Origin of the sequence: Streptomyces sp. NPDC058335 (assembly GCF_042723915.1) — a bacterium.
GTDB lineage: Bacteria > Actinomycetota > Actinomycetes > Streptomycetales > Streptomycetaceae > Streptomyces.
In genome coordinates this window covers 204,129-217,076 of sequence record NZ_JBHXHX010000014.1, presented here as the reverse complement: position 1 = coordinate 217,076, position 12,948 = coordinate 204,129, and the positions used below count along the sequence as shown (strand labels likewise).

Annotated in this window: 13 protein-coding genes; 5 read left to right on the top strand and 8 right to left on the bottom strand. The window is 72.0% G+C overall.

The genetic code is table 11. The features are described from left to right. The first annotated feature begins 34 nt into the window (after nt 1-34). Both ACFWJX_RS26985 and ACFWJX_RS26980 read left to right on the top strand, forming a co-directional pair. Nucleotides 35-1,006 (top strand): LLM class F420-dependent oxidoreductase, encoded by a 972-nt coding sequence (locus ACFWJX_RS26985; protein WP_383248143.1) that lies wholly within the window; start codon nt 35-37, stop codon nt 1,004-1,006. A gap of 123 nt (nt 1,007-1,129) precedes the next feature. Further along, the gene (locus tag ACFWJX_RS26980) at nt 1,130-2,167 is read left to right on the top strand and encodes a hypothetical protein (RefSeq protein ID WP_383248141.1); all 1,038 of its coding nucleotides are present in this window, start codon (nt 1,130-1,132) and stop codon (nt 2,165-2,167) included. Between the two features lie 76 nt (nt 2,168-2,243). Here the strand turns inward: ACFWJX_RS26980 and ACFWJX_RS26975 are convergent, their stop codons facing one another. The 3 genes from ACFWJX_RS26975 to ACFWJX_RS26965 form a co-directional block, all read right to left on the bottom strand. Next, nucleotides 2,244-2,669 carry a DUF6328 family protein gene (locus ACFWJX_RS26975; protein WP_383248222.1) on the bottom strand — a complete coding sequence of 142 codons (426 nt, stop codon included), beginning with the start codon at nt 2,667-2,669 and terminating at the stop codon, nt 2,244-2,246. A gap of 152 nt (nt 2,670-2,821) precedes the next feature. Then, complete coding sequence (locus ACFWJX_RS26970; protein ID WP_383248139.1) at nt 2,822-3,805, bottom strand: aldo/keto reductase; 984 nt, start codon at nt 3,803-3,805, stop codon at nt 2,822-2,824. Between the two features lie 175 nt (nt 3,806-3,980). Next, nucleotides 3,981-5,225 (bottom strand): FAD-dependent monooxygenase, encoded by a 1,245-nt coding sequence (locus tag ACFWJX_RS26965; RefSeq protein ID WP_383248137.1) that lies wholly within the window; start codon nt 5,223-5,225, stop codon nt 3,981-3,983. A gap of 349 nt (nt 5,226-5,574) precedes the next feature. On the opposite strand from ACFWJX_RS26965, the gene ACFWJX_RS26960 reads away from it, so the two are divergent. The 3 genes from ACFWJX_RS26960 to ACFWJX_RS26950 all read left to right on the top strand — a co-directional run bounded on the left by ACFWJX_RS26960 (nt 5,575) and on the right by ACFWJX_RS26950 (nt 7,357). Continuing rightward, nucleotides 5,575-5,970: a tyrosinase cofactor gene (locus ACFWJX_RS26960; RefSeq protein WP_383248135.1), complete on the top strand. Its 396-nt coding sequence runs from the start codon at nt 5,575-5,577 to the stop codon at nt 5,968-5,970. Nucleotides 5,971-6,003: 33 nt separating this feature from the next. Continuing rightward, nucleotides 6,004-6,828: a tyrosinase family protein gene (locus ACFWJX_RS26955; protein ID WP_383248133.1), complete on the top strand. Its 825-nt coding sequence runs from the start codon at nt 6,004-6,006 to the stop codon at nt 6,826-6,828. Between the two features lie 76 nt (nt 6,829-6,904). Beyond that, nucleotides 6,905-7,357 (top strand): SRPBCC family protein, encoded by a 453-nt coding sequence (locus tag ACFWJX_RS26950; RefSeq protein ID WP_383248131.1) that lies wholly within the window; start codon nt 6,905-6,907, stop codon nt 7,355-7,357. A gap of 45 nt (nt 7,358-7,402) precedes the next feature. Here ACFWJX_RS26950 and ACFWJX_RS26945 read toward each other — a convergent pair whose 3' ends face one another. The 5 genes from ACFWJX_RS26945 to ACFWJX_RS26925 all read right to left on the bottom strand — a co-directional run bounded on the left by ACFWJX_RS26945 (nt 7,403) and on the right by ACFWJX_RS26925 (nt 12,686). After that, nucleotides 7,403-8,128, bottom strand: a complete 726-nt coding sequence (locus tag ACFWJX_RS26945; protein ID WP_383248129.1) for a ribonuclease H — start codon at nt 8,126-8,128, stop codon at nt 7,403-7,405. A 30-nt stretch (nt 8,129-8,158) separates the two neighbouring features. Beyond that, the gene (locus tag ACFWJX_RS26940) at nt 8,159-8,956 is read right to left on the bottom strand and encodes a VOC family protein (protein WP_383248127.1); all 798 of its coding nucleotides are present in this window, start codon (nt 8,954-8,956) and stop codon (nt 8,159-8,161) included. Between the two features lie 92 nt (nt 8,957-9,048). Next, nucleotides 9,049-10,047, bottom strand: coding sequence for an MASE1 domain-containing protein (locus ACFWJX_RS26935; protein WP_383248125.1), 999 nt, complete (start codon nt 10,045-10,047; stop codon nt 9,049-9,051). An 80-nt stretch (nt 10,048-10,127) separates the two neighbouring features. After that, a complete protein-coding gene (locus tag ACFWJX_RS26930) occupies nt 10,128-10,955 on the bottom strand; it encodes a PP2C family protein-serine/threonine phosphatase (protein WP_383248124.1) in 828 nt (275 codons plus the stop codon). A gap of 42 nt (nt 10,956-10,997) precedes the next feature. Continuing rightward, nucleotides 10,998-12,686: an MFS transporter gene (locus tag ACFWJX_RS26925; protein ID WP_383248122.1), complete on the bottom strand. Its 1,689-nt coding sequence runs from the start codon at nt 12,684-12,686 to the stop codon at nt 10,998-11,000. Nucleotides 12,687-12,948 lie beyond the last annotated feature (262 nt).

The window sequence follows — 12,948 nt, the reverse complement described above, 5'->3', positions numbered from 1 at the left end:
TTTCCTCCCCCGCCCGCCTGGGGACCCGGCACACATGGTGCGAATCGGATACACGATGATGACCGAACAGGCCGGCCCCCGTGAACTGGTCGACCATGTGGTGGGGGCCGAGGAGGCCGGTTTCGACTTCTCGGTGACCTCGGACCACTACTTTCCGTGGCTCCGGTCACAGGGCCACTCCCCCTACGCGTGGAGCGTGCTGGGCGCCGCCGCCCAGGCCACCTCGCGCATTCCGCTGATGACGTACGTGACCTGTCCGACGGTCCGCTACCACCCGGCGATCGTGGCGCAGAAGGCGGCCACCGTGCAGCTGCTGTCCGAGGGGCGCTTCCGGCTGGGGCTCGGCTCCGGGGAGAACCTCAACGAGCATGTGGTGGGCGGTGGCTGGCCGTCCGTGGACGTGCGGCACGAGATGCTCGAGGAGGCCGTGGAGATCATCCGCGCGCTCTTCGAGGGCGGCCATGTGACGCATCACGGCACGCACTTCGACGTCGACTCGGCCCGGCTGTGGGACCTGCCCGACGCGCCGCCCGAGATCGGCATCGCGGTCTCGGGGGAGCGGTCGTGCGCGCTCGCCGGGCGCCTCGCCGACCTGGTGATCGCCACCGAGCCGAAGTCCGGGCTGCTGGAGGCCTTCGACCGGCACGGCGGTGCGGGCAAGCCGCGCGTGGGCCAGCTGCCGGTCTCCTACGACCCCGACCGGGACACGGCGGTGAAACGGGCACACGCACAGTTCCGCTGGTTCGGCAACGGCTGGAAGGTGAACTCCGAGCTGCCGCATCCGGACTCCTTCGAGTCGGCGACCCAGTTCGTCACCCCGGACGACGTGGCCGCGTCGATCCCGTGCGGCGACGACCCGGACGACTTCGTCGAGGCGGTCCGGCCGTACGCGCAGGCCGGGTTCACGGAGATCGCCCTGGTGCAGATCGGGGGCGACGCGCAGCCGGCGTTTCTGGACTGGTCGGAGAAGACGCTGCTGCCCGCCCTGCGCGACGCCTTCGCCTGACCTCCGCCGGCGTGGCCATGGGCGTGACGGGCAGGGGCGACACCCGTGCTTGTCCTAGGCTGCCGGTCGGTACGTCCCGTTCCGGGGTGTGCGGTGTCCGCAGTCTGCACAGGAGAGTCATCCGTGACCGTAGCGATCGACCCGTCCGAGACGTCCGCCGCGGCGGCGTCCCCCGCGCCGCTGTCCGACCTCGTGGCGCGCGACGCCCGCGAGTTCGGCGCGTACGCGCGGACCGGTGGGTGGGCCTTCGGGCTGATGGTGGCGCGAAGCGTCCGGCCGGGCGGGCAGAGCGCGCAGGAGACGCCGAAGGTGTCGGCGAAGGAGTTCGCCGAACTGGCCGGCTGCTCCGCGGAGCGCGTCATGCGCTACTACAAGGCCTGGGACCGGGCCGCCGACGACGGTCTCGTCCCGCACTTCGAGGAACTGGCGCCGGGGCAGGAGGCCGAGCTGCCGGACGCCGACGTGTGGCTGACCTACTACGTGTCCCGGTCCAGTGCCTCCTCCGAGCGCGGCACCGCGATCGCGCAGGCCGCCGAGGCCGAGGGCATCAGGCCGACCAAGGCGCTGGAGGTGGCCGAGAACCCGACGGCCCTGCGCGCCGCTATCCTCGCCGATCCGTCGACCGCGCGGGCGGCCCGTGCCGCGCTCCTGGACCGCATCAAGGAGGACCCGGAGCTGCAGACCGAGCTGGCGCGGGACGTGGTGCGCACCGACGACCTGAAGAAGGCCGTCGCCAGCGAGAGCCGCTCCGCGGACCGGATCGGCTACGTCCGTCAGATCGCCGAGTCGGGGCAGATCAGGACGCCCGCCGGGCAGACGGTGGACGCGCCCGCCGACCTGCGCCAGGAGGCCGAGAGGCACCTGTCGCTGCTCGACGAACTGGACGAGGGCGAGGACTCCGGCGAGTGGGCGACGGAGGCGTACGACACGCTGAAGACCCTCGTCGTGGAGGCCGTGGAGGCCGACCCCGAGCTGCGGGTGCAGGAGCGGCGCACGAAGTTCTACAGCGGGCTCCAGAAGGCGACGAAGGTGTTCGAGGAGCTGACCTTCGACGACGCGCAGGACTTCTACGAGGACGACATGGTGCAGCAGCTGGAGGAGCTCCAGCAGGCGATCGGCAGCTGCATCGCGGCCCTGCGCGGGGCTCGCGCCACGGAGTGAGCCGTACCCGCCGGACGGCGGGCGGGAGGGCGGCCGTACTCGTGGCCCGCCCGCCCGCCGCCGTGCGAGTGGCTGCTCAGCGGGACGTGTAGCGGTGCCGGGTCCACAGCGGGACCCCGAACCAGAACAGCAGGTACCACACGACCACCGCGGTGACCAGGTAGGGCACGAAGCCGTTGTGGGTCGCCACCCGCAGGATCAGCAGCAGTGCCGAGGTCATCGTGGCGAGCAGCAGCATCAGGCCGACGAAGGTCATCCGGGAGGCCCAGGTGACCGCCTGGGGCTTCACCCGACGCCCGGAGACGAGACGGTGCAGGGAGACCGGGCCTATCAGGGCGCCGGTCGCGCAGGCACCGAGGACGACTGTGACGATGTAGATGGCCTTGTCGGTGTCCGCGAGGCTCGCGTAGCGCGGAGTGAAGACGACGGTGAGCAGGAAACCGAAGAGAATCTGCACGCCCGTCTGGGCGACGCGGACCTCCTGGATCAGCTCACCCCACATCCGGTCGGCTCTCTCCTCCTCGGTCTCGTTGCGACCCCTGCGACGCTCGTCCCCCACTGCGGTGACCACGTGCCCTCCCCGGTTCGAGTAAATGTTCTCCCCGGCGAGTACCCGCTGATCGGCGTTCTTCTCCCCCTTGGTCGTGGGCCGGACTACCAGCGGCCCTCGACCTGCTCCTTGATCCGCCGCTCGTAGAGGTCCCGGATCGCCGTCAGGGTCTCCTCGGACAGCTCGGGCAGCCGGGCGGCGGCCGCGTTGGCGCGGGCCTGCTCGGGCGAGCGGGCGCCGGGGATCACCGTGGTCACACCGGGCTGCTGGACGATCCAGCGCAGCGCCAGCTGGGCCGGGGTGCAGCCCTCGGGGGCGAGGGCGGAGAACTCGGCGGCGGCCTCGACGCCGGTGGCGTAGTCGACGCCGGAGAAGGTCTCGCCCTGGTCGAAGGACTCGCCGTGCCGGTTGTAGGTGCGGTGGTCGTTCTCCGGGAAGACGGTGTCCTTGGTGTACTTGCCGGACAGCAGGCCGGAGGCGAGCGGCACACGCGCGATGATGCCGACGCCGGCCTCGCGGGCCGCCGGGAGCACCTCGTACAGCGGCTTCATGCGGAACGGGTTGAGGATGATCTGCACGCTGGCCACGCCCGGCCGGGCGATCGCGGTGAGGGCCTCGGCGCAGGTCTCCACGCTGACGCCGTAGTGGGCGATGCGCTCCTCCTCCACCAGGGTGTCGAGGGCGTCGAAGACCTCGTCCGTGGAGTAGACGGGGGTGGGCGGGCAGTGCAGCTGCACGAGGTCGATGCGGTCGACGCCGAGGTTGCGGCGGGAGCGGTCGTTCCAGGCGCGGAAGTTGTCGAGGACGTAGTTCTCGGGGATCTGATCGACGCGGCGGCCCATCTTCGTCGCGACCAGCACATGCAGGTCGGGCCGTCCGCTGAGGAAGGTGGCGATGGTCTGCTCGCTGCGGCCGTCGCCGTACACGTCGGCGGTGTCGAAGAAGGTGACGCCCGACTCGGCGGCCGCCTCCAGTACCGCCAGTGCCTCCTTGTCGTCGACGTCGCCCCAGTCGGCACCCAGTTGCCAGGTGCCGAGACCGATGACGGATGCGTGCTGACCAGACCTGCCGAATTCGCGCTCGTCCATGGGGGCAGTCTGTCATCCGTTCCGGCCGGGTGCGGAACCGGCCGGTCCGGCCCGCCACCTGCGGTTCGTCCGCGCGCCCGCCGGCCGGTCAGGTCTGCCTGCACCGTCGGGCCGCAGCGGTCGGTGACTCTCCTCGGTGGGGGCCGTTCTCGGCTCGGCGCCGCGGGCGATGCCGCTACTTCCGGGAGGCCGAGGCCTCGGCCGGCACGGTTCTCGCGGTCCGTGCGGTCTGTGCGGTCCTGGCGAGTCTCGGTCCGAGCCAGCGCTTGAGTCTGCGCAGGGTCGCCAGCCGCCCGGCGGCCTTGTCGAGCCGGTAGTACAGCTGCGGCGGGACGTACGGCAGCAGGGGCGAGTGGCGCTGCCCGAGCAGGGCGAACATCTGCTCCGGGGGCAGGTCGATGTAGCGGGTGAGGTTCTCGTACCACTGGGCGCTGTGGCGGGCGGCGCTCTGCGGGGTCAGCAGGGCCGCCGTACGGTCGCGCTCGTAGCGGGCGAGGGCCTGCGGCAGGCCGGGGCCCTCCCGCAGGGCGTCGGCGAGGGCGAAGGCGTCCTCCAGGGCGAGGGTGGTGCCGGCGCCGATGGAGTAGTGGGTGGTGTGGGCGGCGTCGCCGAGGAGGACGACGTTGTCCCGGTACCAGGTGCGGTTGGTGAGGGTGCGGAAGGTCAGCCAAGGGGCGCCGCCGTCGCCGGAGGCACGGCCGATCAGGGGGCGGCCGTCGAGGATGTGCGCGAAGAGTTTCTCCAACTGTGCCGTTCTGTCGGCGTCGTTCGCCCGGTCGAGGCCGAGGCCGGTCCAGGTCTCGGGGGCGCATTCGATGACGCATGTGCTCCGTTCGGAGCTGAACGGATAGCCGTAGCACCAGATCCAGCCGTGGTCGGTCTCCACGAAGGCGAAGGTGAAGGAGTCGAAGACCTTGGTGGTGCCGAGCCAGACGTACGGGTTGCGGCCGGGCGTCAGTTCGGCACCGAAGTGCCGGGCGTGGCGGGCGCGCAGGGCGCTGTGCACACCGTCGGCGGCGACGACCAGGTCCGCCTCGGGCAGGTCGTCGGGCGTGATCTCGTGCTCGAACTCCAGGCGTACGCCCAGTGCGCGGGCGCGGGCGGTGAGGATCTCCAGGAGCTTGTGGCGGCCGATGCCGTGGCCCTCGTCGCCGGGCTGACGGGTCACCAGGTCCCGTACGTGCGCGACGCCCTGGTTCCAGCGCACGGAGTGCTCCGCGACGGCGCGCGCCGACTCGGGGTCGCGGGCGTGGAGTTCGTCGAGGAGTCCGCGCCAGTACGTGACGCCCCAGCCGTAGGTCGAGCCCTCCGGGTCGCGTTCGTGGACGGTGATGTCGTGGGACGGGTCCTGCCGCTTGAGCAGGATGGAGAGATACAGGCCGGCGGGCCCGCCGCCGACGCAGGCGACCTTCACGCACACTCCCAGGAATGACGAACTGTGTTCGGTTGACGACGCAGGGTAGCAGCGGGAAGGGGTGGTCGCGGTCGGCCCTTCTTCGTGATTCCGTCACTTTCTCCACGTGAGCCACACCACCGGTGGAGTGGTCGCGCGCGAAAGATCACCGAAAGGGCCCCTCCCAGGGAAAGGAATTGCCCGTTCCGCCTCGCGGGACACTCACCCACGAGCAAGATCATCTTACTTCAACATTGCACGACTTGTTATTGATTGTCCGGATCGCAGCCAACCCGTCCTGAGGGATTTCTCCCGTTCTCCGGTCGGCCGATAGGCATGCGGGGTCGTCAACCGAACGCACCCCAGGAGGTCCCGCATGCCGGAACTCAGCCGTCGTCGCGCACTCACCACCGCGGCCGCCCTCGCCGCGGCCGCCACCGCCACCGGGACGGCCGCGGCGCACTCCACGGGCGCCACCCCGTCCCACTCGCCCGGCGACTCCTTCGACGAGGTCTACAAGGGACGCCGGATACAGGGCCGGCCGACTGCCGGGGGCGGGCACCACGGCGGCGGTCAGCAGGGCGGCGGTCACCACGGCGGCGGCTACGCGGTGTTCGTCGACGGTGTGGAGCTGCACGTGATGCGCAACGCCGACGGCAGCTGGATCAGCGTGGTCAGTCACTACGACCCGGTGCCGACCCCGCGGGCCGCCGCCCGCGCCGCGGTCGACGAGCTACAGGGCGCCCGGCTGCTGCCGTTCCCCACCAACTGACCGCCCCGCACGCACACTTGGAGCACCGCACACATGACCGTCCGCAAGAACCAGGCGTCCCTGACCGCCGACGAGAAGCGCCGCTTCGTCGCCGCCGTCCTCGAACTCAAGCGCAGCGGCCGCTACGACGCCTTCGTCACCACGCACAACGCCTTCATCATCGGTGACACCGACAACGGCGAGCGCACCGGCCACCGTTCACCGTCCTTCCTGCCCTGGCACCGCAGATTCCTGCTTGAGTTCGAGCGGGCGCTCCAGTCCGTGGACCCCTCGGTGGCGCTGCCCTACTGGGACTGGTCCGTCGACCGGTCGCCGCGTTCCTCGCTGTGGGCGCCGGACTTCCTCGGCGGCACCGGGCGCAGCCGGGACGGGCGGGTGACGGACGGCCCGTTCGCCGCGTCCGCCGGCAACTGGCCGATCGAGGTGCGCGTCGACGGGCGGACCTTCCTGCGGCGCGCGCTCGGAACCGGCGTGCGGGAGCTGCCGACGCGGGCCGAGGTCGACTCGGTGCTGGCGATGCCGACGTACGACATGGCGCCGTGGAACAGCGGGTCGGACGGTTTCCGCAACCATCTGGAGGGGTGGCGGGGTGTCAACCTGCACAACCGGGTGCACGTCTGGGTCGGTGGCCAGATGGCCACCGGGGTCTCCCCCAACGACCCGGTGTTCTGGCTGCACCACGCCTACATCGACAAGCTGTGGGCCGAGTGGCAGCGGCGGCACCCGGCGGCCGGGTACCTCCCGGCGGCGGGGACGCCGGACGTGGTGGACCTGCACGAGACCATGAAGCCGTGGAACGACACCGCTCCGGCCGACCTGCTCGACCACACCCCGCACTACACCTTCGACACCGCCTGACCGGAGCCGGGTTGGCCGCCGAGGCCTCGGGTACCCGGGCGCCACGTACCCGAGGAGAGCGAGGAGGAGAGCGACCGTGACGCAGGTCGAGGAATCCATCGAGGTGGGTGTCCCGGTGCACACCGCCTACAACCAGTGGACGCAGTTCGAGACGTTCCCCGAGTTCATGGGCGGGGTGGAGCGCGTCGAACAGCGCACCGACACACTCACCCACTGGGTCACGGACGTCAACGGGGTGCACCGGGAGTTCGACGCGGAGATCACCGAGCAGATCCCGGACGAGCGGGTCGCCTGGACGACGGTGGGCGGCGAGGCACGGCAGTCCGGCGTGGTGACCTTCCACCGTCTCGACGACGATCACACGAAGGTCATGCTCCAGATGGTCTTCGAGCCGGAGGGCCTCGCCGAGACCGTCGGCGACAAACTCGGCTTCGTGAAGCGGCAGACCAAGGGCGATCTCAAGCGCTTCAAGGAGTTCATCGAGGAGCGCGGCCTCGAGACCGGCGGCTGGCGCGGCGTGGTCGTCTGACCGGTGCCGCCGCCGTGGCCCGTACGGCCGCCGTACGGGCCACGGTCACCCGGCGGCCGCGGTACGGCACTCCGGGTGGCCCCAGCCCTGATCGTTCTTGGCGATCGGCTCGCCCTGCGCGTAGGGGCGCCCGCACACACAGCGGCCGGGGAACTTGGCCTTGATCGTGCGGGCGGACGAACCGCCGGTCCGCCGTGGCGACGTTCCCCCGCCGGCCCCCGTGCCCCCGGTGGCCTTGCGGCGTACGGCGGCCTTCGCCGGGACGTCGGGGGCCGGCGGCGGCTCGGGCGAACCGAGGGCGCTGCCCGCCGGCTCCTGCACGATCGCCGCCTGGCTGGCGGCCCGGTCCGCGAAGTCGTTCAGCCTGTCGCCGTCGACCTGGTGGGCGGGCACGTAACGGAACTCGACCGTGCGGCCGCCGAGCAGTTCGTCGATGCGCACGACCAGGTCCTGGTTGGCGACCGGCTTGCCCGCGGCGGTCTTCCAGCCGTTGCGCTTCCAGCCGGGCAGCCAGGTGGTGACGGCCTTCATGGCGTACTGCGAATCCATGCGGATCTCCAGCGGCACGTCGGGGTCGACCGCCGCCAGCAGGCGTTCCAGGGCGGTGAGTTCGGCGACGTTGTTGGTGGCCTTGCCGAGCGGGCCCGCCTCCCAGCGGTCCGGGGCCTCGGAGGCGTCGGAGATCACCCAGGCCCAGCCCGCCGGACCGGGGTTTCCCTTCGAGGCCCCGTCGCACGCGGCCACCACTCGTTCACGCATGCGCACGATCATGCCATGGCCCGGCGGTGGGCCCGTCGCGGCCTAGGAGACGTCCCTGGTCTGCGGCATCTCGCCCTCGGTGGTGGTGACGTCGATGACCGAGAAGTTCGCGCCCTGCGGGTCGGTGAGGGCGGCGAACCGGCCGAACGGCGTGCCCATGGGGCCGAACCGGAGCTGTCCGCCGAGCTTGGTCGCCCTGGCGACGGCGTCGTCGCAGTCGGGGACGGTGAAGTAGACGTTGATGTAGGACGGGACCTCCGGCGGGAAGTCGTCGCCCATCGTCATCCGGCCGAGGACGGGGTCCTCGCCCAGGTCGTAGAGGCGGAAGTCGACCCCTTCGTCCTCCAGCTGCTTCTGTCCGTACCCGTAGACGGCGGAGAGGAAGGCGTCGGCCTTCTCCGGCTCGCGGGTGAAGACCTCCGCCCAGGCGTACGCGCCGGGCACGCCCGTCGCCTCGAAGCCCTCGTGGCTGCCGGCCTGCCACACGCCGAACACGGCGCCGCTGGGTTCGCGGGCCAGGCACATGCTGCCGAACTCGCCGACCTGCATCGGCTCCATCAGCACCTCGCCGCCGTTCTCGCGGATCTTCGCCGCGGTGGCGGCGGCGTCCTCGGCGGCGAGATAGAGGCACCAGGCGGACTGGCCCTCCTGGCCGGGCATCGGCGGTACGACGGCGGCGACCGCCTTGCCGTCCGCGTAGGCCTGGGTGTAGTTGCCGTACTCCGACGACGACTCGCCGAAGGTCCAGCCGAGGACGTCGCCGTAGAAGCGCTTGGCCCCTTCGACGTCACTGAACATCGCGTCGGCCCAGCAAGGGGTTCCCTGGGGTTGCACGGCCATGGTGACGGCCCTTTCCGGTGAGAGCTGTTGGTGTCCGGTTCCTCACGCTAGTCATCCATCTGGACCCTCGCGCGCCGAATGTCGGCAATCCCCTATTTGCTGCCGGGCGGATCGTCCTCCGTGTCCTTCGGGGGCCGGCCGTACGGTGCGTCGCCCGCGGTGAGGTGTTCCAGGACCTCGACCAGTTCCTGGCAGGCCCGTTCCACCGACCTGCGCGTGTTGCGCTGTTCGGTGATGACGGCCGAGAGCAGCAGGGCGGTCAGGGCCATGGTGCCGTTGAAGGCCTGGAGTTTGCTCATGACCTCGATGCGGGTCAGATCCGCGAAGGGGCCGACCCCGTCGGTGGCCGCGACGGTGGCCAGGACCGAGGTGACCAGGGCGCACAGCATGCTGCCGGCGAGCTGGAAGCGCAGGGCGGACCAGATCAGCAGCGGGTAGACGAGGAAGAGCAGGCTGACGCGGCTGTAGGTGGCCAGCGGGATGAGCGCGAGGGCGATGACGGCCATGCCCGCGGCCTCCTTCCAGCGGGTCAGGGGCGGCGGCAGGCGGGCGGCGTGCACGACGAGCAGGACGGGCGTGACGATGAGGACGCCCATCGCGTCGCCGACCCACCAGGCCAGCCAGACGGGCCAGAAGGCGTGCGCGGGCAGCTGGTCGGTGACGAGGAGGACCCCGACACCCACCGTCGAGCTGAGCAGCATCGCGGTCAGCGCCCCGAGGAACACCAGGGCGAGACCGTCGCGTAAGCGGGCGAGATCGTTGCGGAAGCCCACCTTGCGCAGCATGAGGTAGGCGCAGACGGGGGCCGCGGTGTTGCCCGCCAGGTTGAAGACGACGGACGGGCTGAGCGAGGTGAGCGACAGGATGACGAGCAGTGCGCCGAGGGCGATGCCCGCCCAGCAGCGGAGCCCGAGGATCAGCAGGCAGGCCACGGCGACGCCCGAGGGCGGCCAGATGGGGGTGAAGATGGCGCCCTCGACGACGAGCCGGCGCAGCAGCCCCAGCTTTCCGGCCGCGTAGTAGCCGGCCGCGACCGCCGCCGTCTCCGCGGCGAGGACGGCCGGCCGACGCAGATCGCTGGTACCCACCACAGCAGCCATCAGACACCGGGCCCGTGCCGACGGCGAGGCGGGAGGCGCCCGGACCGGCCCTATGGCTGAACACGCCGCTCCTACCCGCCGACGATGCCGTCGTGCCTGACGACCAGGACGGCCGCGTCGTCCTCGTGTCCGACGCGCTCGGCGCCCTTCATCACGGCGGTGGCGAGGGCGTGGGCCTCCAGGCCGGCGACGGCGGCGATGCCGGCGAGGCGCACGACCTGGTCCAGGCCCTCCTCGACGCTCATCGACGGCCCTTCCACGACGCCGTCGGTGAGCAGCACGAACACCCCGCCCTGGGTGAGCCGGTAGCGGGTGACCGGGTACTCCATCCCCTCCTGGACGCCGAGCGGCGGTCCGCCCTCGTCCTCGGCCACGCCGGACCAGCCGTCCGCGGTGGCCCACACGCACGGGATGTGACCGGCGCGGGCGCTCTCCACCACGCCGGTGGCCGGGTCGAGGCGCATGAAGGTGCAGGTGGCGAAGAGATCGCCACCGAGGGAGATCAGCAGGTCGTTGGTCAGGGCGAGGAGTTCGCCGGGCTCGCTGGTGACGGAGGCGAGGGCGCGCAGGCCGACGCGGACCTGGCCCATGAAGGCGGTCGCCTCGATGTTGTGGCCCTGGACGTCGCCGATGGACAGACCGATACGGCCGTCGGACATCCGGAAGGCGTCGTACCAGTCACCGCCCACGTTGAGGCCGTGGTAGGCGGGCGCGTAGCGGACGGCGATCCGGTAGCCGGACGCGGTGGGCAGGTCCCTGGGGAGCATGCCGCGCTGGAGGGCGAGGGCCAGTTCGACGCGGGAGCGTTGCAGTTCCGCGCGTTCGCGCGCCTGGGCGGTCAGCGAACCGAGCCTGGCCAGCAGCTCGTCGCCGTCGTCCATCGGGCGCTTGCGGGACATGGCCTCACTCCGGAGAGGACGGTAGCCCCTTCGGGGCGAACCTCACATTTTACGTTTACTGGATGATACCGACATATCTGTCGGCGCTGACGGCGTGGAGCCGTCGGGGGCCGTGATCAGCGGGCCGGCCGTGGCGTCGAAGGCGTGCGTGACCTCCGGCGCGCTGCCCGGTACGAGCAGTGCGCGGGCCCGCTGCTCGTGGCGGCGGTCGGTGACGGTGAGCCGGTCGCCGTGCTGGGCGAGGTGCTCGCTCCACGAGCCGAGGAGATAGTGCTCCAGGAAGCGCTCGGGGTCGTTGCCGTCCTGGTAGAGGCCCCAGGCGAGGGCGCCGGTACGGCGCCGCGACCGGGCGACGTGCGCCATGCGGGCGGTGAACTCGGCCCGGTTGCCCGGCGGCACGCGGTAGGCGACGGACACCAGGACGGGGCCGTCGGCCGGACCCGGCTCGAACACCAGGGGCGGCACGGGCCAGTGGCTGGACGGCGACGGGTCGATGCCCTGGGTGTCACGCAGCGGCCACAGGCGTACGGTCCCGGCGCCGAGCACCATCAGGGCGGCGCTGATCACGTAGGCGGTGGTCAGCCCCAGCCGGTCGGCGAGGACACCCCACAGCGGGGCCGCGCAGGCCTGACCGCCCTGGAAGACGAGCAGGTACACGGCGAGGCCGCGGGCCCGCACCCAGCCGGGGAGCCTGGTCTGCACGGCCGCGTTCAGGGTGGACAGGACACCGATCCACGCCAGTCCCGCGGGCAGCAGGGCGGCCGCGACCAGCCAGGGCGAGCGGGTGGCGGCCAGCACCGCGAGGACACCCGCGAAGACCACGGTGCCCGCCGCGAGGGTGCCGCTCGCGCCCAGGGTGCGGCGGATGAGGGGCAGCACGAACGCCCCCGCCACGGCGCCCACGCCCACCGCGCCCAGCAGCAGGCCGTAGCCGCCGGAGCCGAGGCCCAGGGTGCGGTCCGCGGTCACCGGGAGCAGCGACCACAGGGCGGCCCCGCCCGGCACGAACAGCAGCGTGCGCAGCAGCACACGGCGGACCCCGGGGGCGTTCCACACGTAGCGGCGGCCCGCGTACAGGGCGGGCAACAGGCGTTCCCTGCCGCCGGGACGGGCGGGGGTGGCGGGGCGGTGCCACAGGAGCAGGACGGCGGCGGTGCCCAGGTAGGAGACGGCGTTGAACGCGAAGACCCAGCCCGCTCCGGCCGCGGCCACGACCGCTCCGCCGAGCGCGGGGCCGACGGCACGGGCGAGGTTCATGTTCACGGCGCCGAGCGCGGCCGCCTGGCCGAGGCGCTCCCGCTCGACCAGTTCCGGCTGCACGGCCTGCCAGGCCGGACCCATCAGAGCGGTGCCGCATCCCAACAGGAAGGTAAGCGACAGCAGGGAGGCCGGGCCGAGGGCGTCCGCGAACGCGAGCGCGGTGAGCACGCCGGAGACGGCCACCATGGCGAACTGGGCGGTCAGCAGCACCCAGCGCCGGTCGAAGCGGTCGGCCACCACACCGGAGGGCAGGGCCAGCAGGACCACGGGGAGGCTGGAGGCGGTCTGGACGAGCGTGACCAGCGCCGCGTTCTCCCCGACCAGCAGCCACTGGGCGCCCACGGTCTGCATCCAGCCGCCGACGTTGGAGACGAGCTGGGCGATCCACAGGGCTCGGAAGAGGCGCGCCGCGAGAGGCGCCCAGGGCGAGTCGGGCCGCGGAGTCCTCGCGGTCTTCGGTGTGCTGCGCATACGAACCCCAGATGGTGCGGAGCCGGTGGTTCCGGGCGGGGCGATGCTAGGAGCGGCGGGCAGCGGCGGGTAGTCCGGGAGCGCACGGCCGCCGTCCCCCGGGTGCACGACCGCGCCGGGCGCTGACGGCGACACCCGGGCCCCAGAACCCGTGCACCCTCGCACCGGCCGTGGTGCACGCGCGGGCAAGCCGCCCCCGCACGGGGCGATTCCGGAGCGGCCGGCCACGGCAGGTAGTCCGGGAGCGCACGACCGCCGTCCC

Coding starts and splice junctions, on each gene's coding strand:
- ACFWJX_RS26940 (WP_383248127.1), bottom strand. CDS start 8,956: ATGGCCGTGCAACCCCAGGGAACCCCTTGCTGGGCCGACGCGATGTTC.
- ACFWJX_RS26955 (WP_383248133.1), top strand. CDS start 6,004: ATGACCGTCCGCAAGAACCAGGCGTCCCTGACCGCCGACGAGAAGCGC.
- ACFWJX_RS26975 (WP_383248222.1), bottom strand. CDS start 2,669: ATGTGGGGTGAGCTGATCCAGGAGGTCCGCGTCGCCCAGACGGGCGTG.
- ACFWJX_RS26985 (WP_383248143.1), top strand. CDS start 35: ATGGTGCGAATCGGATACACGATGATGACCGAACAGGCCGGCCCCCGT.
- ACFWJX_RS26945 (WP_383248129.1), bottom strand. CDS start 8,128: ATGATCGTGCGCATGCGTGAACGAGTGGTGGCCGCGTGCGACGGGGCC.
- ACFWJX_RS26970 (WP_383248139.1), bottom strand. CDS start 3,805: ATGGACGAGCGCGAATTCGGCAGGTCTGGTCAGCACGCATCCGTCATC.
- ACFWJX_RS26960 (WP_383248135.1), top strand. CDS start 5,575: ATGCCGGAACTCAGCCGTCGTCGCGCACTCACCACCGCGGCCGCCCTC.
- ACFWJX_RS26930 (WP_383248124.1), bottom strand. CDS start 10,955: ATGTCCCGCAAGCGCCCGATGGACGACGGCGACGAGCTGCTGGCCAGG.
- ACFWJX_RS26925 (WP_383248122.1), bottom strand. CDS start 12,686: ATGCGCAGCACACCGAAGACCGCGAGGACTCCGCGGCCCGACTCGCCC.